This window comes from Mycobacterium sp. ZZG, assembly GCF_054786995.1.
Window position 1 is genome coordinate 1 of record NZ_JBTBFV010000071.1, and the last position, 25,298, is coordinate 25,298.

The window sequence follows — 25,298 nt, forward strand, 5'->3', positions numbered from 1 at the left end:
CCAACCCCAACGCCCGCTACCGCAAAGAAGCCACCGTCGACGATGTGCTGGCCTCCCCGGTGGTGTCCGACCCGCTGCGCCTGCTCGACATCTGCGCCACCAGCGACGGCGCCGCCGCCCTCATCGTCGCTTCCAAAGCCTTCACCGAAAAACACCTCGGCTCCGTCGAAGGAGTCCCCTCGGTGCGGGCAGTCAGCCTCCAGAGCCCGCAATACCCCCAACACCTGCCCGAGCTGCCCGACATCGCCACCGATTCCACCGCCGTGGTCCCCGGACCCGAGCGGGTGTTCAAAGACCAGATCCTCGACGCCGCCTACGCCGAAGCCGGTATCGGCCCCGAAGACCTGTCCCTGGCCGAGGTCTATGACCTGTCCACCGCCCTGGAACTGGACTGGTACGAACACCTCGGCCTGTGCGCCAAAGGTGAGGCCGAACACCTCCTACGCACCGGCGCCACCACCCTGGGCGGCCGCATCCCGGTCAACCCCTCCGGCGGGCTGGCCTCCTTCGGCGAAGCCATCCCCGCCCAAGCCATCGCCCAAGTCTGCGAACTGACCTGGCAACTCAAAGGCCAAGCCACCGGCCGCCAAGTCGAAGGCGCCACCGTCGGCATCACCGCCAACCAAGGCCTCTTCGGCCACGGCTCCTCAGTCATCCTCGCCACCTAAAACACCCCCACCCGCCGCGAGCGTGCGAGAAATCGCTGAAAAGCACGGCGTGGCGCCCGCAGACACGCACGCTCGCACCGATCACACGGGGTCGAATGCCGAGATCAGCCAGTTGTTTTCGACCTTGGTCACCGTCACCACCACACTGCTGGCGGTCACCGCGGGCTCCGGCCGTTCACGGCTCACGGTCTCCTGATTCAGAAAGACGAGCACCTTGGCCTGGCCGGGCTCCAGCTCCATCAGCGCCGAATCGATCACCCGCGCAGTGGCTTTCACTCCGCGGTCACGCACCGCGGGGGCGACCACGTTAGCGGTGAACTTCCCGTAATAGGTGGCGAATTCCCCGGTCATCAACGACTGGGCGGTGCTCAGATCGGTGTCGATGGTTTCAGGGGTGTACGACAGCAGCGACGCGGTTGCGTCGGACGCGGCTTCCACCACCTCCGCCTCTGCGGCGGGACCGGTCTGGCGGTCAACGCGGTACTGCGTGACGTAGAGCGTCGAAAGCACCACGGCCGAGGCGATCAGCAGGGTCATGACGACGGCCCAGCGCCACCGCGATGCCGACATACCAACGGTTCGCCTGGACGTCGCTTCGACCGTCACTGGAGGAACTCCACTTTCGACATCTTGATCCTGTCCCCGCCCCGCTGCAGGTTCACGGTCAACCGCCAGCTTCGCGGAGGCTCGGCGACACCGTCGGCGTTGGTCACCGTGGAGGTGGCAGCCACCAGCACCACCGCCGAGTCCGCCGTGGCCGACTGCACCGCCGCCGCGTTCGCGGTCGCCTTCGTGGTCACCTTCGCATCGGCGGACAGCTTGACGAAATCATCGGCGCTGCTCTCGAATTCACTGCGGAACGGCTCCGTGGAGTTGTCGATGATGCGCTGCACTCCGGACTGCGGATCATTGAAGTCGATCGACATCAGGGTGACGACGACCTGTTTGGCCGCGGCGGCGAACTCGGCGCGGTTCTGCTGATCCCGGACGTGGTTGCGGTGCTCCGACACGATGTGCCAGCTGGCCACCGCCATCGCCAGCGAGCACAGCAGCGCCACCACCCCGGCCGGCACCCGCCACCGCGGTCCGCGTCCATCACCGGCTCCGGTCGATCGTGGGCGGGAGATGCGAGCACGCGCGGCTGCGGCGTGGGTCTCCGCCTCGACCGCCTCCGCCTCGGCCTCCTCGATCAGCAGCGCCACCTGCCCAGGGGTCAGATTGCGGAGGTTTTCCGATTCCTCGACGTGATTCACCCGTTGTGGTGCGTCGGGCTTCGACATCTGCACAATCCCTCCGTCGCCGACGTGGTGGCGGCTTACGACGGCACCGTAGGACGCGGTGCCGCGTCACCGGGGTCACCGTCCCACCCAGCGGGCGGCGTCACCGCCGCACGTCGGCTACCAGTGCCGGACCGAGCAGAGTGCCCCGCGCGGCCCGCGGCCGGTGGCGACGACGACGCCGTCAACAGCCAGTTCGCATCTGAACAGCGGCTCCCCGGGAAGCGGTCCGCTGGTCGCCGACACCATCGCCCACCGGTCCGGATCGGCCAGTGCCACGGTGAGCACCCACGGCTGTTGCGGACCGATGTCGACGCGTGCCCTCGGGCTGAAACGGTACGGGTTATGGCTGTAGTCGGCCCACGTCGGCGGATCCGCACCGCGGTAGTAGATGTCGGCGGTGACCGGTTGTTCGGTGGTCACCGTGTAGGTGACCTGCCGTGGCCCCGGCGGGTCGGCCTGCGCAGTCGGCATCGCCGCCGCGGCCGCCCAGATAACGGCCGCACCGGTTGCCAGCGCCCTACCCGTCATCGCCGCGGCTCCACCTCGGAGCGCCGTTTCTCGACTGGCAACTCAGGAACAGTCCGTCGGGACTCTGGGCCACCCAGTTCTCGTAACCGGCACAGCTGCTGTCGAACTCCTTCACACCGGCCATCGACGGTGACCGGAAGTAGCGCGGCTCGAACCGACGCGGTGATCCGCAGAACACCAGCCGGCCCCATGAGGTGGTTCCGAACACGTAATGCGCGGTGTCCGGGCACGACGCCCCGAGGACGACGGCTGGTCTGATTCCGGGTGTACAGGACGGGTTGTCACAGGGCACCGGTTGTCCCGCCGCCGGTGCTGCGGTCAGCAGTCCGGCGGCCAGCGCTGCCACGACACCGACGATTCCCCTGCGCACGTCCCACAGGATGACAGCGGCGCGGCGATGACGGATGCGGGGAGTCCGCTCAGCGGACGCCCGGCCGTGGTCGGCCGGCTTCCGGTGTTACCGTCGTGCGCCGCCGACGCGCCCGTCGGCCGCGGTGAGGAGCAGGCCATGATCCCAGTACCGACGATGGTGAGCACTGTTGCGGCGGTGGCGATCTGCGGCGTCACGGGGAGTACGCCGACAGCCGCGGCCGACAACCCGGACTGGGGACTCAACGGCACCTACACCGCCACTTCCAACGGTGAGTGGGCGCGCAAGAACGAGGTCTTCTACGACCAGGCGAGTCTGCGCAGCACCTGGACGGTCCGCACGCAGTGCAGCTATCCCGGGGAGTGCACCGGGACCGTCGCCAGCGAATGGGGTTGGAGCGCACCGATATACCAGAAGAGCGGTGTCTGGTATGTCAAGCACACCGTGGAGAACTGGATCCCGTGTCCCGATGGCACATCGGCTCCGGGCCTTCAGGTATTCCGGTTCAAGGCGATGAACGCCGAAGGTGCCATCGCCGACCCGACGTCGACCACCCTTGTCGGCGAGGACATCACCACCGGTGTTAGCGGCGCGTGCGGGGTGAACAGGCCGGTCTACGTCAACATGCCGTTCAAGCTGGTCAAGGTCGGCTGAGCCGCCTCCCGCAGCAGCCGGTGCGGTCCAGCCGGTCAACCGCCCTGGGCGGGGCAGCCCCGACCGGCTGATGAGGGCCGGCTCACCCGACTCACCTGGGCAACAGGTCCTCCCAGCTGTCCGGGGCGCTCGCAGCCAGATTCGACTGCGTGAACACCTGCCCGTCCGGGGCGGCGACCTGTCCAGTCTCGGGGTTGTAGGTGGCGACCGCCACCGGCGGGCCGTCGTCGGGTGCGACGGAACCGCTCGGCGTCACGGGCAGCGCACCACCGGTGGCCGGCGCGGGTGCTGGACCCTCCGGGGCGGGCATCGGCGTGCCCTCCAGCGGTCCGAAGATCTGGTCGTTGAAGGTGACGCGGTCATCCGGGGGGACGCCCTGCGCGATCAACGCGGGATCAATCGGGTACGGGCCGAGCACGTGCTGGCGCATCGCCAGCGGCTCGAACGGCCGGTCGCTCTCGCAGATCTCGACGGTCGGCGCCCGCTTGCCCGGCTGCTCCATGCACGGGAAGTTCCGCGTGCCGCGCACACCGATCGGTGAATCCTGCGGCAGCTTGCAGTAGAGACCGTCCGGGGTGTCCACATCGGACAGGTCGGCGGGCGAGCGCCACGACGACGGCGGCAGGAAGCCCACCGAGCAGGCGGGCGGATCGCCCAAAGTCAGACTGAATTCTGAGAGCGCCATGCCGGTCGGGTTGTTCAGCGACGAACCGTAGGACTGAGTCGCGGCCAGATACGGGGGCAGCAACACCAGCAGTTGTTCCAGCGACGGATGATAGGCGACGCCGACCTGGCCGACGCTGGTCAGGTTAGCCAGCAGCACAGGCAGCGTCGGCTTCACCTCCGTGAGCAACCGAGAAGCCTCGTCGGCTGCTGCCGGCCCGGTCCGCAGCAGGGTGCGCACCTGCTGGTCGTCGTCGGCGACCTGCCTGCTGATCCCAGCCAGACTGCGGGCCCACGTGGTGATCGCGTCTGCCTTTTCGGCCTGACCGTCGAGTAGCGGTCGACTGTCGTCGATCAGGGTGCGAAGCTGGTTGCCGGTGGCGTTCGCGTCGGCGGCGAATTGGGCCGAGGAGTCGAACAGCGCGCCGAGCTCGTAACCGGTTCCGTTGAGCGCCTTGAATGATTCGTCGAGTAGGCCCCTCAGCGTGCCGGTCGGGATGCTGTCGACGAGGTCGCTCATCTGGTCGAGCATCGGGCCGACGGCCTGAGGAATCGAGGAACGGTCGGCGGTGATCACCGATCCGTCCTCCAGATAGGGCCCGCCGTCGGTGCGCGGCTCCAGGTTGACGTACTGCTCACCGACCGCGGATACGCTGCGCACGTTGGCTTTCAGGTCGGCGGGGATCTTCGGTGCCGACTTCAGTGACATGGTGACCGTGGCACCGTCGCTGGTCGGACGGATGGCGGTGACCTTGCCGACCTCGATTCCGCGGTAGGTCACGTTGGAGAACTCGTACAGGCCACCGGTGGCCGGAAGGTGCAGGGTCACCGCGATGCGGCCGATTCCGAGCAGCATCGGGGCCTGTAGGTAGACGAACACCATCGCCCCCAGCCCCACCAGGGAGGCGATGGAGAAGATGATCAACTGGGTGCGGACGAACCGTGTCAGCATCAGTTGCCGCCTTCGGCAGGTTGCCCGCCCGCCGGGGGCGGCGGATCGATCAGTGGTGGCATCGTCGCCACCTCCGCCGGCACCGGGGTGATCGGCGCCTGGAGCGGATCGAGTGTGTACGACGAGTACCACGGATCGCCGGGTGCCGGCACCAGGGAGGCGCCGGGCTCGCCCCAGCGGGTACCAAGGAAGATGCCGCTCTTCAAGCGGGGGATCGTGAAATCGAACACGATGAACTGATTCATGTAGTCGCCCCGGATGCCCCGGTCGATGAACTCCTGTGTGTACGGGTAGGTCGGCAGGAACGACAGCGCCGTCGCCAGATCGGGACCGACGTCGGCGAGAGCCCGTACCGCCGGCTCGAGATTGCGCAGATTGCGCACGATGTCGTCCTGGGTGTCTTCAATCAACTGTGTTGCGGTTCTGCTGAAGTCGCCGAGTTTGCGCATCGCGGTCACGATGCGGGGTCGTTGCCGGTTGAGGACGTCGAGAGCTTCCGGGATCCGTTTCAGCGCCGCGGTCAGCACCTCCCGCTGGCCGGCGAACGTGTCGGCCAGCCGGTGCAGCGCCGCGATCGTGGCGTTGATGCTGTCGCGCTGGTTGTCCAGGATGCCGATCACGTCGTTCATCCGGGTGAGCAGGTTACGGATCTGTTCCTGGCGTCCGTCGAGCGCGGCGCTGAAGTTGCCGATGATGTCACCGATCTGGGTCAGCCCACCGCCGTTGACAACCACCGACAGCGCCGACAACGTCTGCTCGGTCGACGGATACGTGGAGGTTCTGTTCAGCGGGATGTCAGCGCCCGGCCGCAGCCGGCCCGCCGGCGCCTCGCCGACGGGAGGATCGAGAGCCACGTGCATCGATCCGAGCAGACTGGTCTGCCCGACGGTGGCGACCGCGTTGGCAGGCACCACCACGTCGGGCTTCACCGACACGTCGACCTCGGCGTGCCAGTCGCTGAACGTCATCGTGCGCACCGCGCCGACGACGACGTCGTTCAGCATGACCGGTGAATTGGACTCCAGCGTGCCGACATTGGCGAGCGTGACGCGGTAGACGACCGCGTCCGGGCCGGTGCCGACGGTGCCCGGCAGCGGGAGGGAGTTCAGCCCGTCAAAGGAGCATCCTGTCGCGGCCAGGGCCACGCAGCATGCCGTCGCCGCCCATCGGCGCGCCTGCCGGCCGGAACGACGTGCCATCACGGGTTCCCTTCTGTCGGTGGCGCGGCCTCCGCGGGCAGCAGCATGTCGGCGATGTTGGTCGGGCCCGCCGGCGCGGACGCCGGACCGGGTACGCCGGGCGGGATGGGCGCGCCGGGGTACAGCGCCGGGGACGGGTTGGCGGGCAATCCGTGCGGAGCGAAGGCACCCGGCGGGTGCGACGGATCCGTCCACCCCGGTGGCGGGGGAACATCGCCGGCGCCGGTGTAGGCGGACACGGCGGGCGGCGCGTCGGCCGGCGCGGGCGCGGTCCCCCCGCCGCCGGGCGCCAGACCGGGTTCGGAGTAGATCACGTTCTGCGGCGCGGGACCGAGATATGCGTTGAACGGCAGCGGCAGGTAGTTGAAGTTCATCAACCGCAACGCGGGTCCGAGGTACTGCGCGCACGCCTTGCCGGACTCCTCGGCGGTGACGTTCTCCACGGCGGCGATCGCCGAGCAGATCATCGTGACCGGGTTGGCGAAGTTGTTCATCGCGAACGAGCCTCGGGGTCCTCCGGTGTCGGGGTTGTAGATGTTGTAACCGTTGACGAGCGCGTTCGGGGCCGCGTGCAGGATGTTCTTGAGCACCATGCTGTCGTCGGCCAGCACTTGAGTCACCGCGGCGAGGCGCTGCACCTGTTCTGCGGTCTGGTTCCTCGAACCCTCGACGAACCGCCGGACCTCGCCGACGGCTTCGGACAGTGTGGTGATCGCGGAGTCCAGTTCGGAACGGCTGACGTCGACCACGCCGCTGACGTCGGCGAGGCGGTCCTGGAACTGCACGATCTGAACGTTGCTGTCGCGCAGTGCGGTGACGAACGTCTGAAGGTGCGTGATGACCTCGACGATGTCGCCGCTGCCCTCGCCCAGGATGCGCCCCACCCCCGAGAGCTGGGCGATGGTCTCGCGTAATTTGTCGCCGTTGCCGGCCATGGCGTCTGCGGTGGTGTCGATGAACCGGCCCAGTGAGGTCTCCGAGACCCCGCTGTGCGGTCCGAGTTCGGTGGCCAGGCGGGTCAGTTGCTCCTTGATCTCGTCCCACTCCACCGGGATCGCCGTGCGGTCCTGGCCGATCTCGGCGCCGTCGGGCAGCGTCGGTCCGCTGGTCTGCGGTGTCGCACCCCACGCCGGGGTCAGCTGGATGTAACGGGCGGACACCAGGTTAGGGGCCACGATGACGGCCTCGGCGTCTGCGGGGATCGGCACGTCGCGGTCGATGGCCAACGTCATCTTGGCGCGGGTGCCCTGCGGCTCCACGGATGCGATGGTGCCCACCCGCACCCCGGCCACCCTGACCTCGTCGCCCGCGTAAATGGCTGTGGCTGAACGGAAGTACGCGACCACCGTGTAGGGGCTGAAGAAGTGCTGGTAGATGATCACCCCGGCGCCCGCCACAGCGAGCACGGCCAGTGCTGCCAGCAGCACCGCCCGCACCCACGCGCTCTGCTTGCCTGGTGCGCTCATCGTGACCCTCCGGGGATGCCGTTGTAGGGCCAAGGGAACTCGGCTCGCGGCCCGGCGCTGTCCGGCGGCTGCCCGGCGTTCACGCCGCGGCGGAAGCCCAGTGCGTAGTCCAGGAACGGCTGGATCGCCGGTCCGGGCAACAGATTCGACGCGAACCCGTTGTAGAAGAAGCCGTTGTTCACAGCCTCGCCCTGGGTGACCTGGTATTTGGCGAGGCCTTTCAGGGATGCCGTGATGTTGTCCCGGTTGCGCTCGAGCATCTCTGAGACCGTGTTCAGCTTCTCCAATGTCGGCGCCAGTTCCTGCTCGTTGTCGGCGACCATCCCGGATAGTTGTTGCGCGACCGCGGTGGTGCTGGACAGGAGGTTGACGATCGCGTACCGGCGTTCCTGCAGGACGGCGAGCAGATCGTTGGCGTTGAGCAGCAGCGTGTTGACCTGCACGCTGCGTTCGGAGAGGACCCCGGTGACGTCGGCGGCGGCGTCCAGCAGCGCGGACAGCGATTCGTTGCGGCTGTTCAGCGATCGCGACAGCCGGGACACCCCGTCGAAGGTGGGTGAAAGCTGCGGGGCGATGCGCTCGATGGTGTCGGACAACGTATCCAGTGACTGGTTGATCGCGGCCGTGTCGGTGGCCTCGGTGTTCGAGGTGAACTCCCCCACCGCGTCGGTCAGCGAGTAGGGCGAACCGGTTCGGGTCAGCGGGATGATGCCCATCGAGCCGAGGCTCTCGCTGCCGGCCGGTTTGAGCACCAGCACCCGTTCGCCCAGCACTGTCGAGATACCGACGATGGCGGTGGTGTCGCCGCCCACGCGCACCGCGCTCTCGACCGAGAAGGTGACCAGGGCTGTGCCGCGGGAGAGTTCGACATCGGAGACGGAGCCCACGGTCACTCCCGACACCTTCACCTGATTTCCGGCCGTCAGCCCGCCGGCCTCGGCGAAGACCGCCTGGTAGCGCACCGAGGTCGCCATCGCCCACAATTGCTGGGGCTGCAGGCCGACCACGATCACCAGGGCGATCAGAACGGCGCCGAGGAAACCGGCTCGGACCAAGGAGGATCCGCGGTACTTCTGCATCAGGGCTCACCGCACCTTCCAGTGTTCTGGATGACCCACGGGAAGTGCGCGGTTCGCCCCTGCAGGTCGGTGACCCGGATCGAGACGCCGCAGATGTAGAGGTTCAGCCAGCTCCCGTAGGAGCCGAGCCGCACCAGCTTGCGGTAGTTCTGCGGGGTTTTCTGCAATGCGAGATCCAGTCGGGCCACATCGGTTTCATTCGACAGCAAGGGTGCGAGGCGGTTCAACTCGTCGACTGTTCCGGCCAGCGGTGGCCTGGCCTCGGTCAGCAGCCCCGCCAGCGACGCGGTACCGGTGTCCAGCGCGGTGATTGCGTCACCGATCGGGTCACGGTCCTGGGCCAGACCGGTGGCCAGCTGTTCGAGCCGATCGATCGCCGCGGAGAAGTTCTCGCCGTCGGCGGCGACGGTGGTGATGGTGTCGTTGAGCGTGTCGATGAGCCGTTCGACTGTCTGCCCATTGTCGGCCAGCGCGTTGGTGAACGACGCCGTCCTGCTGAACAGCGATTCCAGGTTGCCGCCCTGGCCCTGCAGGATCTGGATCAGGGAGCTGGTCAGGGTGTTGACGTCGTCGGGGTTCAGTCCCTGGATGACCGGTTTGAGGCCGCCGAGCAGCAGATCGAGATTCAGTGCCGGCTCGGTGCGCTCCACGCCGATGCGGGAGCCCGGCGGCTGGATCTTCGCCGAGCCGGGTTCGTCGAGAAGCTCCAGGTAGCGATCACCGACGAGGTTCAGATACCGCACCGCGATCTTCGTGCTTTCGGTGAGCCTGACGTTGTCGTCGGCGTCGAAATCGACGACGACGGTGCCGTCGGCCTGCAACGTGACGGCGTTGACCGTGCCGACGCGGATTCCGGCTGCCCGCACCGAATCTCCGCGTTCCAGGCTGGAGGAGTCGATGAGGACCGCCGAGTACTTGCTGGCCGATCCTGACCGGTACTCGCCGAAGATCATGAACAGTCCGACGGTCAGGAGCACCATGGTCATTCCGAACGCCGCGAATTTCGTCGCGGCCCTGCCCACGTCCGTCATCCTGGTTGTCCGATCTGTCCGCCGTTGCGGGGCGGCCCGTCGATGGGACCGAACAGAAGCTGCTTGAGGCCGTCGGAATTCAGCACGATGCCCTGGTTTCCGTATTGCGCGGGGTTGGCGTTGACGTCGGTGATCACGAACGGTGGCCGTTTCTGAAAGCCCACCTTGGGCAGATCCGTGCACTGCGGACCACCCTTGGCGGCCACCTTGGGCAGGTTCTGCGGATAGCGGTAGCGCTCCTGCCCCAACACGATGGTCTGCAGCAGCAGGCCGCCGGGTACCGGCGTGCCGGGCGCCTTGGCCAGCTGCACCGCCCCGCCCAGACCACAGTTGAGCGCCTGGTGGTATTCGTTCAGCAGGTCGGTGGTGGGGACCAACAGTTCCATCACGGTGCTGATCGCTTCCCGGTTGCCTCCTACCACGTCCTGGCCGATGTCGGAGAGTCCGATCACACTGACCAGCAGCGTGTCCAGGCTGTCCTGTTCCTCCACGATGGTTCCACCGATGGTGGTCGCGGCATCGACGGTGTCGGCCAGTTCCTGCGCGACGTCGGCGTAGGTGCCGATGACCACGGGCGCCACCGCGAGCTCATGTTCCATGGCGGGCAGGCTCGGTTCGAGCTTGGCCAGGAACGCTTCGAAGTCGGACATCGTCTGGCCGATCTGTTCGCCGCGCCCGCTCAACGCGGTCGCCAGTGCACCGAGCGTCTGATTCAGTTCGGCAGGCTCGATCTTGGCCAGCACCGACGACAACTGTTCGAACACCGTGTTGATCTCCACGGTGACGTGCTCGGCGTCCAGGACCTGTCCGGCCCGCAGCGGCTGCACCGAGGGATCGGCCGGCGGCACCAGTTCGACGTATTTGGAGCCGAACACCGTCGACGAGGCGATGTCCACCCGGACATCGGACGGGATGATGTCGATGTACGACGGGTCCATCGCCAGGTGGATCGCCGCCCGGCCGTCAGGCAGCGCTTCGATGGACTGCACTGAACCCACCTGCGCCCCATGCAGTTTCACCTTGGCGTCAGTGCCCATCACCAGGCCGGCCCGCTCCGACAGCACGGTCACGGGGACCGTGCTGGTGAAGCTGCCGCGGAACAGGCCCACCGCGACCGCGATCACCGCGGCCACAGCCAGCACGGTGGCCAGGCCGAGCAGCGGCCGTCTGGAGCGTGAATTCACCGACATCGTTGACATCCCCGCTAACCCGACAGGTTGAAGTTGCCGTTGGCGCCGTAGATCGACAGTGACACCAGCAGCGTCACCGAGATCACGACGATCAGCGAGGTGCGGACGGCGTTGCCGACCGCGACCCCCACCCCGGAGGGCCCGCCGCCGGCGAAGTAGCCGAAGTAGGTGTGCACCAACAGGACCGCCATCGCCATCAGGATCGCCTGCAGGAAGGACCACAACAGATCCTTCGGGTTCAGAAAGGTGGTGAAGTAGTGGTTGTACAGGCCCGCCGACTGGCCGAACAGCACCACGGTGGTGAGCTTGCTGGCTGCGAACGACAGGATCACCGCGATCGAGTACAGCGGGGCGATCGCGATCATCCCGGCGACGATGCGGGTGCTGACGAGATACTCGACGGGACGGATTCCCATCGTTTCCAGCGCGTCGATCTCCTCGTTGATGCGCATCGCGCCCAGCTGCGCGGTGACGCCCGCACCGAACGTCGCGGCCAGTCCGATGCCGGCCACCACCGGAGCGGAGATCCGCACGTTGATGAACGCGGCCAGAAAGCCGGTCAGGGCTTCGATGCCGATGTCGCCCAGAGAGCTGTAGCCCTGCACCGCCAGGGTGCCGCCGGCGGCCAGGGTCAGGAACCCGACGATGACGACAGTGCCCCCGATCATGGCCAGAGTGCCTGCGCCCATGCTGATCTCGGCGATCAGACGGACGATCTCCCTGCGGTAGTGCACCGCTGCGTGCGGCACGCCGGCCAGGGCCCGGCCGTAGAACGCCGTGTGGTCCCCGATCCTGCCCAGAGTGTCGAGGGGTCGACCGACCTGATGGGCCAGCCGCGGGTGCAGTGCGCGTATCGCCGCCATACCGGCTGCCCTAGCCCGACGTCATCTGGATGCCGATCGCCGTAACGACGACGTTGACGACGAACAGCGCCATGAAGGCGTAGACCACGGTTTCGTTGACCGCGTTCCCCACGGCTTTGGCGCCGCCACTGCTGATGCTCAAACCGCGGTAGCACGCCACCAGCCCGGCGATCAGACCGAACAGCGCCGCCTTGACACACGAGATGATGACCTCGGGCACCCCGGTGAGCAGCGTGATGCCCGCCGCGAACGCACCGGGGTTCACGCCCTGGACGAAGATCGAGAAGACGTAGCCGCCGACGATTCCGATGATCACCACCAGGCTGTTGAGCAGCAGCGCGACCAGGCCGGAGGCCAGCATCCGCGGGGTCACCAGCCGCTGCACCGGGTTGATCCCCAGCACCTCCATCGCGTCGATCTCCTCGCGGATGGTGCGCGACCCCAGGTCGGCGCACATCGCGGTCGCCCCGGCTCCGGCGACGATGAGCACCGTGACCATGGGGCCGACCTGTGTGACGGCGCCGAACGCGGCACCGGCACCGGACAGGTCGGCCGCGCCGAGTTCGCGCAACAGGATGTTCAGGGTGAAGCTGACCAGGACAGTGAACGGGATGGCGACCAGCAGTGTCGGGGCCAGGGACACCCGCGCCACGGACCAGGACTGGAGCAGAAACTCACCGGTCTGAAAAGGCCTGCGGAACAGGAATTTTACCGCGTCGGCGGACATCGACAGCAGCCCTCCGATGCCTTGCATCGGACCGGTGAATCCGCCACCGAACGCCGGTAGCCCGATGGACCAACGGTCCGCGGCCTTGTTCGCCATGTGCCGCCGAACCCTTCTTCGATACCGACTGAAAACCCGCCGCCGCTGCGGCGAGACACACGTTGACAGCTGGGCGTGGCACGGGACACACCGCGTCCCATCCACCGGGAAGGGCCGGACGCGGGGCCGCGATCGCACGTGAACGTGGACGGCCGGTGTCACACTCAACAGCAACCGGATCGAAAACTGACAGGAGTTGTGCTTTGTCCACTACCTCGGCAGGGTCTTCACCCCTGATGCGTTACGCCGGCCGACGGGTGCTGATCACCGGAGGCGGTTCGGGCATCGGACAAGCCTGCGTGCTGCGTGTTCTCGCCGAAGGCGCACAGGTGGTGGCCGCCGACGTCAGCGCCGACGGGCTCGCCGACACCGAGCAGAAGGCCGGAGACGCCGGCGAGAGCCTGTCGACGGTGCGGATGGACGTCGGTGACGAGGCCTCGGTGTCGGCCGGGGTGGCCGACGCGGTCAGCGCCTTGGGCGGGCTGGACACGCTGGTCAACGCCGCAGGCATCCTGCGGTCGGCGCATCTGGCGGACACCACGCTCGCCGATTTCGAGCAGGTGCTGCGCATCAACCTGGTCGGGACGTTCCTGGTGACCCGAGAGGCGATCGCGGCGCTGCACGAGGGCAACAGTCCTGCGGTGGTGAACTTCAGTTCCACCTCGGCACAGTTCGCCCATCCCTATATGGCCGCCTACGCCGCGTCCAAGGGCGGGGTGCTGGCGATGACCCACGCGTGGGCGTCGGAATTCGCCAAAGCCGGCATCCGGTTCAATTGCGTTCAACCGGGCTCGATCTCGTCCGGGATGACCGACGGCACCGGCGCCTCCCGCCAGAGCATCGGACCCGGTCTCCCGGAGGACGCCGACTACACGCTGTTCGGCAAGGTCGCGCCGATGCTGCCCCTGGACGGCGGCGCGATCTTCGCCGCCCCGGATGCCGTCGCCGGGGTGGTGGCGATGCTGGGCAGTAAGGACGCGTACTTCATCACCGGCACCGAGGTCCGAATCGACGGCGGCTCCCACATGTAGTCGTCGCGACTCGCCCCATCCACTCTCACGGAGCTCACTCATGCAGATGCGCACAGTCACCGGGACGGTCCTGCTGGCGGCGGGAACAGTCATGTCGCCCGCACCGGCCCAGGCCGCACCGTTTTTCGCCAACTATTCACTGAACATCCAGGGACGGTATGACTTTCACACCTGGACCTGGGCGGTGACCTACTGCATCCCCGATGCCGCGGGCTGCGCTCACATCAAGGCGATACCGATGCCGACCGCTAAGGCGTTCGAGTACAGCGGTGACGCGCATCTGGCAGACGGCAGGTACTCCCTCACCGTCGACGTTCCCGACGGGCTTCGCTGCGGCAGCGTGTATTACGGTCCGGTCATCCCGACCCGCGATGTCTACGAGTGGGACGCGGCCACCTTGCAGGGGACGATGACGTCGTCGTTCGCGACGGGCTGCAACGGCGCGCCGGGCGGGACGTTCACCTATCCGTTCGCGCTGGTGCGGCTCTGATCACCGGGAGATCCGGTACCTGCGGCCGCTGACCGGGACGCGACCGCCGCCCGCGCTGCGGTTCCCGATCCAGACGCTGCTTCAGACGTGTGAAGAACTCGTTGACACGGGTTGGCCGTGGCCGCCGGATGCGGCAGTGTCGACAAACATGCTGCCCGTGCTCGATCTGACCACCGCCGATTCCGACCCGGACGCGTTCCGCGTCGCGCTTCGGGAAGCAGCGCACTCATCCGGCTTCTTCTATCTGACCGGACACGGGGTGCCGCAGCGTCAGGTCACTGAGATCCTGGGGTTGGCCAGGCAGTTCTTCGGGCTGCCGCTGGAGGAGAAGAACCGCATCAGCCAACTGAAGAGCCCCCAGTTCCGCGGCTACTCACGGCTGGGCGGCGAACTGACCAACGGCCGGGTCGACTGGCGGGAGCAGATCGACATCGGTCCCGAACGACCGATCATTCCTGGCGCACAGGGCTATTGGAGGCTGCAGGGGCCCAATCTGTGGCCGCAGCGGCCTGCCGGCTTCCGGTCCGCGTTCGAACGGTGGGACAGTGCGCTGTCGGGCGTCGGCCTGCGCCTGCTCAGGCATTGGGCGGTGTCCCTGGGCGCTGCCGAAGATTTGTTCGACGACGCCTTCGCCGACCGGCCCGCGACGTTGATCAAGGTTGTGCGCTACCCCGGCACCGAGGAGACGCCGCAGGGTGTCGGGGCGCACAAGGACTCCGGGGTCCTGACCCTGCTGCTGGTCGAACCCGGGTCTGCGGGGTTGCAGGTGGAGCTCCGACGCGGCGAGTGGCTGGACGTGCCGCCGCTGCCGGGGGCGTTCATCGTCAACATCGGTGAATTGCTGGAGGTCGCCACGGGCGGCTACCTACGCGCCACCCAGCATCGGGTGCTGTCCCCGCCGCCGGGCACCGACCGCGTCTCGATCCCCTACTTCCTCAATCCGGCGCTCGACGCGCTCGTCCCGATCATCACCCTGCCGGCGGAGTTGGCCGCGCTGTCGCGTGGCGTGGAGGCCGACCCCGACAATCCGATCTTCAACACCTACGGCGAGAACGCATGGAAGTCGCGCACCCGCGCGCATCCCGACGTGGCCGAGCTCCATCACGGGATCAGCTCCGCGCGTGCTGATCCTGCAGGCTGACCCTTTGCGGTCCCGCTGATTTCAACTCTGCCGGGTCCGGCGCCCCCGCCCTAGGCTTCCCGGGATGTTCGATGTGCGCCGCTTGATCGTCCTGCAGGAGATCGCCCGCGCCGGTTCGCTGAGTGCGGCCGCGGTGTCGTTGAGCTACACCACTTCCGCGGTATCCCAACAGGTCACCGCGCTCGAACGCGACCTCGGCTGCAGGCTGGTGCACCGTGGACCGTCGGGCGCACGGCTCACCGAGGCGGGAGCCTGCCTGCTCGAACACGTCCCGGCCATCCTCGGCGCGATCAACGCCGCCGAACGGGACCTGGCGGATCTGGCATCGCCGCGGCGCAGCCTCGTGCGTATCGCGTCGTTCTCCAGCGCGGCGGCCGCCATCCTGCCGCCGGCGATCGCACGCGTCCGCGCCCTGCTTCCCGGGGTGGAGGTCGAGTTGGTCGCTGTCGACCCCGAGGACGGCGTCGAACTGCTACGGACCGGCGGCGCGGATGCCGCGATGATCACCGAGGTCCCCGGCGACCGTCCGGAGTTCCCCGGGGTCAATACCGTCGGCGTCTATGACGACGAGTTCTACGCCGTACTTCCGCGCGCCCACCCCATGGCCGGGCGCGCGGAGGTGCCGATGACCGCGCTCGCCGCCGAGAGCTGGGTCCTCAGCTCACAGACAGGCGCCTGCCCGGACACGCGGGTGTTCCGAAATGCCTGCCGCCGTGCCGGTTTCGATCCGTCGGTAGCGTTCCGCGCCGAGGACTACGCCACGGTGCAGGGTTTCGTGGCGGCAGGGCTGGGCGTATCCCTGGTGCCGTCGCTCGCTGCCGCCCGGGTCCGCGACGACGTCGCCGTGCGAAGGCTGACCGGTCATCGGCCCGTGCGCCGGATCTGCGTTGCCACCGCATCGGCACCGCAGCCGGCGAGCATGCTCGCCACAGTGGTCGGCAGCATCGCCGCCGCCGGCGCACGTCTGGCCGGCGAAGCGGTCTACAGCGTTGCTGTACACGCCTCCAGCGTCGCTTGAACCATATCGACACCGAACATCCACGCTCCGTACGTTTTCCGCAGACATCAGATGAGGAGTCCCATTCCATGACCGTGACCGAAACCATCTCCGCCGAGACCACCGTCCCGGTTCTGCAGTCCGTCGAGGCGGCGCTCGGCGCGGCGACCGAGGTGGCTGCCGAGGTCGCCGCCGGGGCGGTGCAACGCGAACTCGACGGGACGCTGCCCACCGAGTCGTTACGCCGGGTCGGGAAATCCGGACTTCTGGGCATTCTCGTTCCCGCGGCGTTCGGCGGGCCTGACCTGCCGCGGTCGACCGCGGTCGAGGTGCTGCGCATCCTGTCGCGGGCAGACTCCGCGGTCGGGCAGTTGCTGTTGGCCCACTACGTCCTCAGCGCGGCGATCCGCGGTCTCGGCGACACCGCGCCCGCTCCCCAGATCTACGCAGCGGTGCTGGCCGGGGCCCAGTTGGGCAACGCCACCGTGGAACGCGGGACACGGACCAGCGTGGAACGCAACACCATCGTGCGCCGAGACGCCGGCGGCGGCTGGGTCCTCAACGGAGTGAAGTACTACGCGACGGGCTCGCTGGGCGCCCAGTGGATCGCCGTGGCAGCGCGCATCGACGACACCGGTCACGGCGCCACCGTCTTCGTCCGGCCCACCGACCCCGGGGTGACGCTGAACCTCGACCGGTGGTCGGCGTTCGGGCAGCGCGGTACCGCCAGCGGTGAGGTCATCCTGGACAACGTCAACGTCGCCGCCGAGTACGTCATCGACGAGGGGCCCGACCCCGACCCGGTCACCGCGCCGCCGTCGGTGCTCGGTGCCTTCGACCAGGCGCTGCACACCGCGGTCGACGTCGGAATCGCCAGGGCGGCCCTGGAAGACGGTGCGGAGTTCGTCGCCACCCGCAGCCGGCCGTGGTTCGAAGCCGGCGTCGACAGGGCTGCCGACGAGCCGCACGTGGTGCGCCGTTTCGGTGAACTGACCGCCAGGCTGTACGCGCTGGAGGCACTGCTCGCCCACGGCTCCGCGCTGGTCGACGACGCGCTGGCCGAGCCGGAACTGACCCGGGCCGCCGCAGCGAAGGCCTCTCTGCAGGTCGCGGCCGCCAAGGCGCTGGCACAGGAGTTCGCCGTCGAGATCGCCGGCGGCGTCCTTGAACTCGCCGGTGCCTCGGCGACGGACACCGGCTTCGCACTGGACCGGCACTGGCGCAACGTGCGCGTGCACAGTCTGCACGACCCGGCCCGCTGGAAGTACGTCCACCTCGGCCGGCACACGCTCGACGGCACGCTTCCGCCGCGCCTGGGTCTGCTGCTCTGACACCGCCACCCGCAAAGGAACCTCGATGACCAGCTTCTATCTCACCGGCAGCATCAACGTCCCCACCACCGGGGCCGCCTTCGCGCTCGTCGGCGAGCGTCTCCAGCCCGGCGTGACCCGGGTACCCGACGGCGAGCCCGGCGACCGCGCCAACTGGGTTTTGGTGCATGGGGCGCACTTCCTCGCCAACGACACACTCGCCTCCGACGGCGAGCGCGCGCGCGTGCGGCCCGCGACCACCGTGGTATTCGGCGACATCGACTACCACTCGTCGGCGATCGCGTCCTACCGCGAGTTCCGAGCCGTGCGCGACGCCGGTGTCCTCGCCGCCGACTCACGCTTTCTCGTCTCGATCGCCACACCCCTGAACGCGGTGAACTCGTTTCGTGGAGTTCGACTCCCGGGTCGAGGTGGCGCTCGCCTACGAGCACGCACTGCGTCGCAGCGTCGACGCGATCCAGGACGCGATCCCCCACACCGACCTCGCCATTCAGTGGGACCTGCCGACCGAGCTGGCGACCGTCGAGGGCTGGTTCCCGAATCCCTACGGCGACAATGAAGCCATCTTCGAAGCCACCGCCCGACTCGCGCACTGGGTGGCCGAGGAGGTCGACCTGACATTTCACCTCTGCTACGGAGACTCCAAGTTCGGCGCGTCCCCGTTCATGGGGGAGCCGCCGAACGACGCCGCGGCGGCGCGCGGTGGCCGGCACATCCTGCCCCGCGACGCGTCGGCCCTCGTCGCTCTGGCCAACGGGCTCTCCCGCCACATCACCCGGCGCATCAACGCGATTCAGGCCGCCACGGTCACTTCCTGGACCAGACGGGCACACTGGCGGCCGCTGGCCGACCTCGCCGTCGAACCTGACACGGAGTTCTACCTCGGTCTGGTCCACGCCGAGGACGGCGCCGAGGGCGCACGCCGTCGCGCCGCGATCGCGGCCGACTTCCTACCGGAATTCGGCTGGTCCACCGAGTGCGGTCTCGGCCGCCACTCCGCCGAACAACTCGAAGCCGTCCTGAGCACGTGGCGGGAACTGAGCGCCAGTTTCGAGCCGGTGCCGGCTATCTGAACACGGCGCTCGGGGCGAGCATGGTCATCTCGACGAGGCCCGGGGCTAGACCGTGCGCCCGGTGACCCCGGCCGTCCAGCTGCTGCGGGCGAACTTCCAGGGCTGCAAGGTCAGCCGACATTCTTGCTTCCCCTTCGTGGTTTCAGAGTTCTTCGACAAGCTCGCGTAACGATGCGAGCTGCTCACAGTAGTGGTCGGCGCAGGACGCGGTCACCGAGCACGTGACCGCGGTGGCTCCGACGTCGCGCAGGGTTCTGAGCCGCTTCAGGCATTCGGCGCGTGCCCCCGGATCGAGCGGACCGACAGGCAGGACCACGTCGAATCCGTCCGGAATATTCTGCGCAGCAAGCATTTCGGCAATCTCAGCTGATCTCAGCCCGAACGGCATCCACCCGTCGGCGAGTGTCACCGCGCGACGCAGCGAACGCCGGCTGCGGCCGCCCACCCAGATCGGCACCCGGGGTTGCACGGCGCTCGGCTCGACGACCATCGCCTCGTAGCGGTAGAACTCGCCGCGATAGGAGGGTTCGCGCACCGACAGTGACGAGCGCAGTGCGCGGATGGCGTCGTCGGCCCTGGCGCCGCGGTCCTCCCATGTCGCGCCGAGCATGTCGAATTCCGCGCGCAGCGATCCGACGCCGACGCCGAGGACGAGCCGTCCGCCGCTGACCCGATCCAGGGTGCCATAGCGTTTCGCGATCTCCAGCGGGTGGTGATAGCCGAGGACGAGGACGGAGGTGGCCAGCCGGATGCGAGTGGTCCGGGCCGCCAGAAAGCCGAAGGTGGCCAGCGGGTCCCAGTACACCGCGCCGCGGACCGCGGCGTCGCCGATGGGAACGGCGACGTGCTCCGAACAGGTCAGGTAGTCGAACCCCAGCCGGTCGGCGGTTTCGGCGATGCGTGCGACGTCCTCGATGTCGGCGCCCCGTTCCCAGGGACTGGCCGCCGCGGGTGTCTGCACCACGACGGGCGTCGACAGTCCGATCCGCATCGTTCCGTTATAGCCGTGACGGACCGGAGAGGTCGCGGCGGGTCTCGCTCGCTGGAACACGGTGATCGACCGGAGCAGCCACACCGGTGTTCATTGCGGGGGCAACGCCGAACAAGCGGCGCGTAGCAGTGCGCCCGACCGGGCGGCCGTCGTGCTCGGCGCTCACGAGACGATCAAGCACTTCATGGGCCGATCATCGGCCCCGTGATCGAGTCACACCGTCTCGGGAAGCATTGCTCCGGTGGCCATTTCGGCGTACTGGCGCATGAGCCGCAGCGCGGTCGCCCGGTCGAACTGGGGATCGCGCGCGACAATGCGGTACCCGAAATAGTCCTCCATCGCCATCAACGACATCGCGATGTCCTCGGCCCCACCGGTCAACGTGAACGCCCCGGCTTCGGCACCGGCGTTCAACAGGTCCCGGTAGAGGCCGACCTGACGGTGGTAGATGCCCTGCACGTCGGCACACCGATCGAGCTCGAAGCCCGCCGCCAGCACGGCGCGCCAGATAGCCCGCCACTCGGCGTCCTCGGGGCCGGTGGGCAGACCCGCCGCGATGGTCACCGCCAGCTGCGCGGGAGGATCTCCGGCCTCGGCGGCCAGTCGCAGCCGTTCATCGTAGAAGCGGACATCCGAGCGCAGCGCCAACTCCGCCAGCAGCGCCGGCATGTCCTTGAAGTAGTACCGCACCGCGTTGGTGGTCAGCCCCAGTTCGGCTGCCACATCGGCGAGCTTGAGGGTGGCCAGATCGTGGCGCTCGATGAGCGCGATCGCCGCATCCATGATGTCGCCCCGCCGTTCCACCTGCCGATTCGGCCGCGCCATGCCGTGGTCACCTCCCCCGCTGCCGGATGTCAGTCGAACCTATTCTGCCGTTCCTCTTGCGTCCGGGATCACACGGGCGCATAGTTCTTTTCCAATTAAGAAAATAACTTACCGGAACGAGCGTGATCAGTGCGTGCCAGAGACCTCGGCGTCGTCATCGGGGAACATCCCACCGGCCCGGCCAACGCCATCACCGACGTCGCAGGCGTGCGGGTCGGACACACCACCCTTGATGCCGACGGGCCCCCGGCCGTGCACACCGGGGTGACTGTCGTGGTTCCTCACGACGACATCTGGACCGAGCCGGTGTTCGCCGGGTCGCACCGGCTCAACGGCAGCGGCGAGCTGACCGGGCTGGAATGGATCCGCGAATCCGGCGAGCTCACCTCCGCCATCGGGCTCACCAACACCCACAGTGTCGGCGTGGTCCGCGACGAACTGGTGGCCGCCCAGGTGCGCGCCCGCGGCGAGGGCCTCTACTGGTCACTGCCGGTGGTCGGCGAGACCTACGACGGTCTGCTCAACGACATCAACGGGTTTCACGTCCGGCCCGAGCACGTGCGCTCCGCCCTCCACGCCGCCTCCTCCTCCGCGCCTGCGGAGGGCAACGTCGGCGGCGGCACCGGGATGATCTGCCACGGGTTCAAGGGCGGCATCGGCACCTCGTCGCGCGTCACCGACACCGCCGCCGGCTCGTACACGGTGGGCGTGCTCGTGCAGGCCAATCACGGCCGCCGCGAACGACTCCGGATCAACGGCGTCCCCGTCGGCGAACTGATCGGCCCGTCCGAGGTCCCGCTGCCGGACCTGCCGGCCCGGTACGAGCCCGGATCGGGCTCCATCATCGTCATCGTCGCCACCGACGCACCCCTGCTCCCCCACCAGTGCACCCGGCTGGCCCAGCGCGCAGCGCTGGCGGTGAGTCGTCTCGGCGGCACCGGGGAGCAGTACAGCGGCGATCTGATGCTGGCGTTCGCCACCGGCAACCGCGGGATCCCGCCCTACGCGTGGGACGAAGATCCGGCCGCCTCCCGGCCCGAGGTCACACTGCGGATGGTCGCTCCCCAGTTGATGACCCGGCTGTTCGATCTCACCATCGAAGCCACCGAGGAGGCCATCGTCAACGCGATGGTCGCCGCCACCACGATGACCGGCCATCACGGCTTCACCGCCCACGCACTGGACCACGACATGCTGCGGCAGGCGCTGCGTATCAACACCCCTCAACCCCAGGAGATTTCGTGACCACTACACCTACCAGAACCGACGGGCGGCGCCTCACCGGGCACCTCGGACCCGTCGGCATCGTGTTCATGGTCGTCGCGGCGGCCGCGCCACTGACGGTGATCGGCGGCAACATGCCGTTGGCGATGGGACTCGGCAACGGCGCGGGCGCGCCGATGGGGTTCGTGATCGCCGCGCTGGTGCTGCTGGTGTTCAGCGTGGGGTTCGTGACGATGACACCGTATGTGCCCGAAGCCGGAGCGTTCTTCTCCTACGTCACCGTGGGCTTGGGGGAACGGATGGGCAAGGGCATCGCAGTGGTCGCACTGATCGCCTACACCGCCATCCAGATCGGCATCTACGGCTACATCGGCTGGGCGATCAACGACACGGTGATCCACTACGGCGGACCCGTGATCCCTTGGCCCGTCTACTCGTTCGCCGTGCTGGCGATCGTCGCCGTGCTGGGTTACCGGCACATCGAGCTCAGCGCCAAGGTGCTTGGGGTGGCGCTGGCCCTCGAGATCGGCATCGTCGTGGTGCTCGACGCGGTGATGGTCGCCAATCCCGGCCCGGCCGGCGTCACGCTGGCCTCCTTCGATCCCGCCGTGTTCACCAGCGGAACCATCGGCATCGCGATCCTGTTCGCCCTCACCGGGTTCATCGGCTTCGAGTCGACCGCGGTGTTCCGTGACGAGGCTCGCGACCCGGAGCGCACCATTCCCCGCGCCACCTATGCCGCGGTAATCCTGATCGGCGCGTTCTACGCGATCACGGTGTGGGCGTTCGTCGTTGCGATCGGCCCGGATCAGGTGGGCGCGGTCGCGCAGCGCACCCTCGACGGAGAAGGCAACATGCTGCTGGACACCACCGGGGACATGCTGGGCACCGTCGGCCGCGACATCGTCAACGTCCTGTTGCTGACCAGCCTGTTCGCGTGTGTGCTGTCGTTCCACAACGTGATCGCCCGCTACCAGTTCGTGCTGGCCGGCAAGGGCCTGCTGCCGGCCCGGCTGGCCAAGGTGCACGACAACCATGAGTCGCCGTCGTTCTCGTCGGTGGTGCAGACCGTCACCGCCACCCTCATCATCGCGGTGTTGGCGATCCTCGGAATCGACCCGCTGGTCGGGGTTTTCGGGTCGATGGCCGGTGTCGCGACGGTCGGGATGGTCACCCTGATGCTCACCACGTCGATCGCCGTGCTGGTCTTCTTCCTGCGCCACCGGGACCGGGTGTCGGGCCGGGTCTGGACCACGCGGATCGCTCCGGCGCTGGCGGTGGCCGGTCTGCTGGCCAGCCTGTGGCTGGTGTTGTCGAACTTCACGCTGGTCACCGGCGGCAGTGCGACGTTGAGCGCCGTCCTGGCCGCGGTTCCGTTCGCAGGCCTGATCGTCGGGTTCCTGGCCTGGCGGCCCTCGCGCTCGTTGTCGCCGGCGGAATGATCAGGTGACCTCATTGAGGCTGGCGGGCTCGATGCGTTGCCGCGCGTCGAGCACCATCAGCGCCACCGACAGCGAGGTCATCGATTCGGCATCGTCGAGGTCGACACCCAGGGTCTGTTCGATGGTCGCCAACCGCTTGTAGAGGGCCGGTCTGCTGATGTGCAGCCGCTGGGCCAGTGCTGCTTTGTTGCCCGCGAGGCCGAGGTATTCGCGGAGCACCTCGACGTCCGCGGCCGCCCCGCGGTCGAGCAGGGGTTTGAGTTCGGTCTCGGCGAACCGCTGCACGCGTGGATCGTCGCGCAGCAAGGCCATCAGGCCGCGCAACCGGACGTCGGAGGCGCGGAAGTACGGCCGCGCGCTGTCTCGCATCGCCAGCGCGACCTCAGCGACGTGGGCGGCCTCGGCCAGACCGCGGATGGCGTCGGTGACGTCGACTTCCGGTGTACCCACCGCGCACACCGAGCGAGCGATGCCGTCGACCCGGCGCAGCTCCTTGTGCAGCCGCGCGCCGAGCTCGGCGAGCGCCTTGTCCGGGCCGCCGCGCGCGGTGTTGACGGTGAGCAGTGCCGCGATCTCCCCGTCGCGGCGGCCGGCGAAGACACCGGTGTGGCCGGCGACGTTGACGGTGTGGGCGACGGCGTCGAGCAGCGAGATGTTGCGTCGTTGCGCAGCAAGCGGATCGGTGGACGTGCCGGTGCGTTCGACACGGACCACCACCGGGTGGTAGCGCGCCGCCTTGCGCAGCCCGAGGGCGTGCGCGCGTGCCGCGGCCTCCCGCTCGTCGGCCACCCGGCCGCCCAGCACGTCGTCGATCAGTCCGCTCTGCGCCTGCTGGCGAAGACCGGTGTTGTTCCGCTCGATCATGCGGTTGAGCGCCAGCGCCGCCGAGGCCCGTTCGAGCACCATCGTCGCCCGGGCCCGGTCGGCCGGTGTCATGGGTACGATCAGCCGACCCCATTCTTCGCCGCGCGGTCCGACCGCGGTGAGCACCCACTGCTCGGGACCTCCGCCGGCCGTTGGGCTGCGGCGCGACCGGCTCTCCCAGTCATCAAGCAGGGCCGCGGTTTTCGCGCCGCTGGCGGACACTGCGATGGCCTGGTGGGCAAGATCCTCCAGGACGACCGGCAGGTCGAGGATCCGGGCCGCCGCATCGACGATGCCCGCCACCGAGGCCCGCTTCATACTCAGCTCGGTGAACACTTCATGGACTCGCCGGTCGAACGCGACCTCGTCGTACTGTTCGGCGACGATGCGCCGGTGTACGACCTCGGTCACGTCGACGAACCTGATCTGCCGGTGCAGTACGACCAATGCGAGGTCGAGCTTCCCGGCCAGTGCCGTCAAGGATGCGGGAAGCGCCGGCATGCGGGCACCGAGTTCGACGACGACTCCCAACGCGCCGGCGTCGGCCAATCCCTGAAGGTAGCGTGTTGGTGTGCGGCCCAGACCGGCGCCGGTGGTCAGCACCAGCTCACCGCCCTGCAGCAGCGAGGACAGGTCGGCCACGCCGCCGACGTGCAGCCAACGGACCGGCTCGGACCATCGGCACCGGCTGAGGATCTCGGGAGATCCCCGCTGGACCACGGGCAGCTCGACGACTTCGCCCACCGTCACGGCCATTTACGCAGTGTAAGCGATCCCGCGGATATAGATACGACGTGTAAGGGTGCGAAGAGCCTCCGGAGCCCCACACTGGACACCATGACGACGACCATTGGGCATTGGGTTGATAACAAGGTGTTTGCCGGCGAGTCCTCCGCGACGGCGCCGGTGACCAATCCGGCCACCGGTGTGGTGACCGGTCAGGTCGCGCTGGCCAGCGTCGCCGACGCCCAGCTGGTGATCGATGCGGCCGCTGCCGCGTTCCCGGCCTGGCGGGACACCTCGCTGGCCAAACGCACCCAGGTGCTGTTCGCCTTCCGGGAGCTGCTCAACGAGCGCAAGGGTGAACTGGCCGAGATCATCACCGCCGAGCACGGCAAGGTCG

General features: G+C 68.2%; 25 protein-coding genes and 1 pseudogene. 11 read left to right on the forward strand and 15 right to left on the reverse strand.

Going from position 1 to position 25,298, the window contains the following annotated elements; all coding sequences use genetic code 11:
- The coding region (locus tag ACXMYJ_RS25445; protein ID WP_460359179.1) for a lipid-transfer protein at positions 1-668 on the forward strand (668 nt) is incomplete at its 5' end.
- A gap of 81 nt (positions 669-749) precedes the next feature.
- On the opposite strand, the gene ACXMYJ_RS25450 is transcribed toward ACXMYJ_RS25445, so the two are convergent.
- The 4 genes from ACXMYJ_RS25450 to ACXMYJ_RS25465 all read right to left on the reverse strand — a co-directional run bounded on the left by ACXMYJ_RS25450 (position 750) and on the right by ACXMYJ_RS25465 (position 2,822).
- On the reverse strand, positions 750-1,238 hold the full coding sequence (locus ACXMYJ_RS25450) for a hypothetical protein (RefSeq protein ID WP_460359180.1): 489 nt from the start codon (positions 1,236-1,238) through the stop codon (positions 750-752).
- Between the two features lie 32 nt (positions 1,239-1,270).
- Complete coding sequence (locus ACXMYJ_RS25455) at positions 1,271-1,948, reverse strand: hypothetical protein (protein ID WP_460359181.1); 678 nt, start codon at positions 1,946-1,948, stop codon at positions 1,271-1,273.
- Positions 1,949-2,065: 117 nt separating this feature from the next.
- Positions 2,066-2,476, reverse strand: a complete 411-nt coding sequence (locus ACXMYJ_RS25460) for a hypothetical protein (RefSeq protein ID WP_460359182.1) — start codon at positions 2,474-2,476, stop codon at positions 2,066-2,068.
- Positions 2,466-2,822, reverse strand: coding sequence for a hypothetical protein (locus ACXMYJ_RS25465; protein ID WP_460359198.1), 357 nt, complete (start codon positions 2,820-2,822; stop codon positions 2,466-2,468). The genes ACXMYJ_RS25460 and ACXMYJ_RS25465 overlap by 11 nt, the downstream gene beginning before the upstream one ends.
- 180 nt (positions 2,823-3,002) lie before the next feature.
- On the opposite strand from ACXMYJ_RS25465, the gene ACXMYJ_RS25470 reads away from it, so the two are divergent.
- On the forward strand, positions 3,003-3,500 hold the full coding sequence (locus tag ACXMYJ_RS25470; RefSeq protein ID WP_460359199.1) for an Rv2253/PknI dimerization domain-containing protein: 498 nt from the start codon (positions 3,003-3,005) through the stop codon (positions 3,498-3,500).
- Positions 3,501-3,591: 91 nt separating this feature from the next.
- Here the strand turns inward: ACXMYJ_RS25470 and ACXMYJ_RS25475 are convergent, their stop codons facing one another.
- From ACXMYJ_RS25475 to ACXMYJ_RS25510, 8 genes are read right to left on the reverse strand one after another with little or no spacing between them, the layout of a single operon-like run.
- Positions 3,592-5,115: an MCE family protein gene (locus ACXMYJ_RS25475; protein ID WP_460359183.1), complete on the reverse strand. Its 1,524-nt coding sequence runs from the start codon at positions 5,113-5,115 to the stop codon at positions 3,592-3,594.
- On the reverse strand, positions 5,115-6,314 hold the full coding sequence (locus ACXMYJ_RS25480) for an MCE family protein (RefSeq protein WP_460359184.1): 1,200 nt from the start codon (positions 6,312-6,314) through the stop codon (positions 5,115-5,117). The genes ACXMYJ_RS25475 and ACXMYJ_RS25480 overlap by 1 nt, the downstream gene beginning before the upstream one ends.
- The gene (locus tag ACXMYJ_RS25485) at positions 6,314-7,780 is read right to left on the reverse strand and encodes an MCE family protein (protein ID WP_460359185.1); all 1,467 of its coding nucleotides are present in this window, start codon (positions 7,778-7,780) and stop codon (positions 6,314-6,316) included. Before ACXMYJ_RS25485 ends, ACXMYJ_RS25480 begins: the two co-directional genes overlap by 1 nt.
- The gene (locus tag ACXMYJ_RS25490) at positions 7,777-8,859 is read right to left on the reverse strand and encodes an MCE family protein (protein ID WP_460359186.1); all 1,083 of its coding nucleotides are present in this window, start codon (positions 8,857-8,859) and stop codon (positions 7,777-7,779) included. Before ACXMYJ_RS25490 ends, ACXMYJ_RS25485 begins: the two co-directional genes overlap by 4 nt.
- On the reverse strand, positions 8,859-9,890 hold the full coding sequence (locus tag ACXMYJ_RS25495; RefSeq protein ID WP_460359187.1) for an MCE family protein: 1,032 nt from the start codon (positions 9,888-9,890) through the stop codon (positions 8,859-8,861). Before ACXMYJ_RS25495 ends, ACXMYJ_RS25490 begins: the two co-directional genes overlap by 1 nt.
- The gene (locus tag ACXMYJ_RS25500; protein ID WP_460359188.1) at positions 9,887-11,080 is read right to left on the reverse strand and encodes an MCE family protein; all 1,194 of its coding nucleotides are present in this window, start codon (positions 11,078-11,080) and stop codon (positions 9,887-9,889) included. The genes ACXMYJ_RS25495 and ACXMYJ_RS25500 overlap by 4 nt, the downstream gene beginning before the upstream one ends.
- Before the next feature lie 14 nt (positions 11,081-11,094).
- Positions 11,095-11,943 (reverse strand): MlaE family ABC transporter permease, encoded by an 849-nt coding sequence (locus tag ACXMYJ_RS25505; protein WP_460359189.1) that lies wholly within the window; start codon positions 11,941-11,943, stop codon positions 11,095-11,097.
- Positions 11,944-11,953: 10 nt separating this feature from the next.
- Positions 11,954-12,766: an MlaE family ABC transporter permease gene (locus ACXMYJ_RS25510; protein WP_460359190.1), complete on the reverse strand. Its 813-nt coding sequence runs from the start codon at positions 12,764-12,766 to the stop codon at positions 11,954-11,956.
- A 236-nt stretch (positions 12,767-13,002) separates the two neighbouring features.
- On the opposite strand from ACXMYJ_RS25510, the gene ACXMYJ_RS25515 reads away from it, so the two are divergent.
- From ACXMYJ_RS25515 to ACXMYJ_RS25540, 6 genes and pseudogenes are all read left to right on the forward strand, one after another.
- Complete coding sequence (locus tag ACXMYJ_RS25515) at positions 13,003-13,797, forward strand: SDR family NAD(P)-dependent oxidoreductase (protein WP_460359191.1); 795 nt, start codon at positions 13,003-13,005, stop codon at positions 13,795-13,797.
- Between the two features lie 40 nt (positions 13,798-13,837).
- Positions 13,838-14,287 (forward strand): hypothetical protein, encoded by a 450-nt coding sequence (locus tag ACXMYJ_RS25520; RefSeq protein WP_460359192.1) that lies wholly within the window; start codon positions 13,838-13,840, stop codon positions 14,285-14,287.
- A gap of 148 nt (positions 14,288-14,435) precedes the next feature.
- The gene (locus ACXMYJ_RS25525; RefSeq protein WP_460359200.1) at positions 14,436-15,428 is read left to right on the forward strand and encodes an isopenicillin N synthase family dioxygenase; all 993 of its coding nucleotides are present in this window, start codon (positions 14,436-14,438) and stop codon (positions 15,426-15,428) included.
- 64 nt (positions 15,429-15,492) lie between these two features.
- Complete coding sequence (locus ACXMYJ_RS25530; RefSeq protein ID WP_460359193.1) at positions 15,493-16,446, forward strand: LysR family transcriptional regulator; 954 nt, start codon at positions 15,493-15,495, stop codon at positions 16,444-16,446.
- Between the two features lie 68 nt (positions 16,447-16,514).
- Positions 16,515-17,756, forward strand: a complete 1,242-nt coding sequence (locus tag ACXMYJ_RS25535; protein WP_460359194.1) for an acyl-CoA dehydrogenase family protein — start codon at positions 16,515-16,517, stop codon at positions 17,754-17,756.
- Positions 17,757-17,781: 25 nt separating this feature from the next.
- Positions 17,782-18,829: pseudogene (locus ACXMYJ_RS25540) on the forward strand (hypothetical protein).
- Positions 18,830-18,971: 142 nt separating this feature from the next.
- On the opposite strand, the gene ACXMYJ_RS25545 reads toward ACXMYJ_RS25540, so the two are convergent.
- Together ACXMYJ_RS25545 and ACXMYJ_RS25550 are read right to left on the reverse strand one after the other, a co-directional pair.
- A complete protein-coding gene (locus ACXMYJ_RS25545) occupies positions 18,972-19,820 on the reverse strand; it encodes an LLM class F420-dependent oxidoreductase (RefSeq protein WP_460359195.1) in 849 nt (282 codons plus the stop codon).
- 213 nt (positions 19,821-20,033) lie between these two features.
- Entirely contained in the window at positions 20,034-20,645 is a 612-nt protein-coding gene (locus ACXMYJ_RS25550; protein WP_460359196.1) for a TetR/AcrR family transcriptional regulator, read from the reverse strand.
- A 129-nt stretch (positions 20,646-20,774) separates the two neighbouring features.
- Between ACXMYJ_RS25550 and ACXMYJ_RS25555 the strand changes: the two genes are divergently transcribed.
- Both ACXMYJ_RS25555 and ACXMYJ_RS25560 read left to right on the forward strand, forming a co-directional pair.
- Positions 20,775-21,890: a DmpA family aminopeptidase gene (locus ACXMYJ_RS25555; RefSeq protein ID WP_443187751.1), complete on the forward strand. Its 1,116-nt coding sequence runs from the start codon at positions 20,775-20,777 to the stop codon at positions 21,888-21,890.
- Between the two features lie 68 nt (positions 21,891-21,958).
- Complete coding sequence (locus ACXMYJ_RS25560; protein ID WP_460359201.1) at positions 21,959-23,311, forward strand: APC family permease; 1,353 nt, start codon at positions 21,959-21,961, stop codon at positions 23,309-23,311.
- Here ACXMYJ_RS25560 and ACXMYJ_RS25565 read toward each other — a convergent pair whose 3' ends face one another.
- Complete coding sequence (locus ACXMYJ_RS25565) at positions 23,312-24,931, reverse strand: PucR family transcriptional regulator (RefSeq protein WP_260751029.1); 1,620 nt, start codon at positions 24,929-24,931, stop codon at positions 23,312-23,314.
- An 81-nt stretch (positions 24,932-25,012) separates the two neighbouring features.
- Between ACXMYJ_RS25565 and ACXMYJ_RS25570 the strand changes: the two genes are divergently transcribed.
- A partial coding sequence (locus tag ACXMYJ_RS25570; protein ID WP_460359197.1) for an aldehyde dehydrogenase family protein occupies positions 25,013-25,298 on the forward strand: 286 nt, incomplete at its 3' end.

Coding starts and splice junctions, on each gene's coding strand:
- ACXMYJ_RS25450 (WP_460359180.1), bottom strand. CDS start 1,238: ATGTCGGCATCGCGGTGGCGCTGGGCCGTCGTCATGACCCTGCTGATC.
- ACXMYJ_RS25455 (WP_460359181.1), bottom strand. CDS start 1,948: ATGTCGAAGCCCGACGCACCACAACGGGTGAATCACGTCGAGGAATCG.
- ACXMYJ_RS25460 (WP_460359182.1), bottom strand. CDS start 2,476: ATGACGGGTAGGGCGCTGGCAACCGGTGCGGCCGTTATCTGGGCGGCC.
- ACXMYJ_RS25470 (WP_460359199.1), top strand. CDS start 3,003: ATGGTGAGCACTGTTGCGGCGGTGGCGATCTGCGGCGTCACGGGGAGT.
- ACXMYJ_RS25475 (WP_460359183.1), bottom strand. CDS start 5,115: ATGCTGACACGGTTCGTCCGCACCCAGTTGATCATCTTCTCCATCGCC.
- ACXMYJ_RS25480 (WP_460359184.1), bottom strand. CDS start 6,314: ATGGCACGTCGTTCCGGCCGGCAGGCGCGCCGATGGGCGGCGACGGCA.
- ACXMYJ_RS25485 (WP_460359185.1), bottom strand. CDS start 7,780: ATGAGCGCACCAGGCAAGCAGAGCGCGTGGGTGCGGGCGGTGCTGCTG.
- ACXMYJ_RS25490 (WP_460359186.1), bottom strand. CDS start 8,859: ATGCAGAAGTACCGCGGATCCTCCTTGGTCCGAGCCGGTTTCCTCGGC.
- ACXMYJ_RS25495 (WP_460359187.1), bottom strand. CDS start 9,890: ATGACGGACGTGGGCAGGGCCGCGACGAAATTCGCGGCGTTCGGAATG.
- ACXMYJ_RS25500 (WP_460359188.1), bottom strand. CDS start 11,080: ATGTCGGTGAATTCACGCTCCAGACGGCCGCTGCTCGGCCTGGCCACC.
- ACXMYJ_RS25505 (WP_460359189.1), bottom strand. CDS start 11,943: ATGGCGGCGATACGCGCACTGCACCCGCGGCTGGCCCATCAGGTCGGT.
- ACXMYJ_RS25510 (WP_460359190.1), bottom strand. CDS start 12,766: ATGGCGAACAAGGCCGCGGACCGTTGGTCCATCGGGCTACCGGCGTTC.
- ACXMYJ_RS25515 (WP_460359191.1), top strand. CDS start 13,003: ATGCGTTACGCCGGCCGACGGGTGCTGATCACCGGAGGCGGTTCGGGC.
- ACXMYJ_RS25520 (WP_460359192.1), top strand. CDS start 13,838: ATGCAGATGCGCACAGTCACCGGGACGGTCCTGCTGGCGGCGGGAACA.
- ACXMYJ_RS25525 (WP_460359200.1), top strand. CDS start 14,436: ATGCTGCCCGTGCTCGATCTGACCACCGCCGATTCCGACCCGGACGCG.
- ACXMYJ_RS25530 (WP_460359193.1), top strand. CDS start 15,493: ATGTTCGATGTGCGCCGCTTGATCGTCCTGCAGGAGATCGCCCGCGCC.
- ACXMYJ_RS25535 (WP_460359194.1), top strand. CDS start 16,515: ATGACCGTGACCGAAACCATCTCCGCCGAGACCACCGTCCCGGTTCTG.
- ACXMYJ_RS25545 (WP_460359195.1), bottom strand. CDS start 19,820: ATGCGGATCGGACTGTCGACGCCCGTCGTGGTGCAGACACCCGCGGCG.
- ACXMYJ_RS25550 (WP_460359196.1), bottom strand. CDS start 20,645: ATGGCGCGGCCGAATCGGCAGGTGGAACGGCGGGGCGACATCATGGAT.
- ACXMYJ_RS25560 (WP_460359201.1), top strand. CDS start 21,959: ATGGTCGTCGCGGCGGCCGCGCCACTGACGGTGATCGGCGGCAACATG.
- ACXMYJ_RS25565 (WP_260751029.1), bottom strand. CDS start 24,931: ATGGCCGTGACGGTGGGCGAAGTCGTCGAGCTGCCCGTGGTCCAGCGG.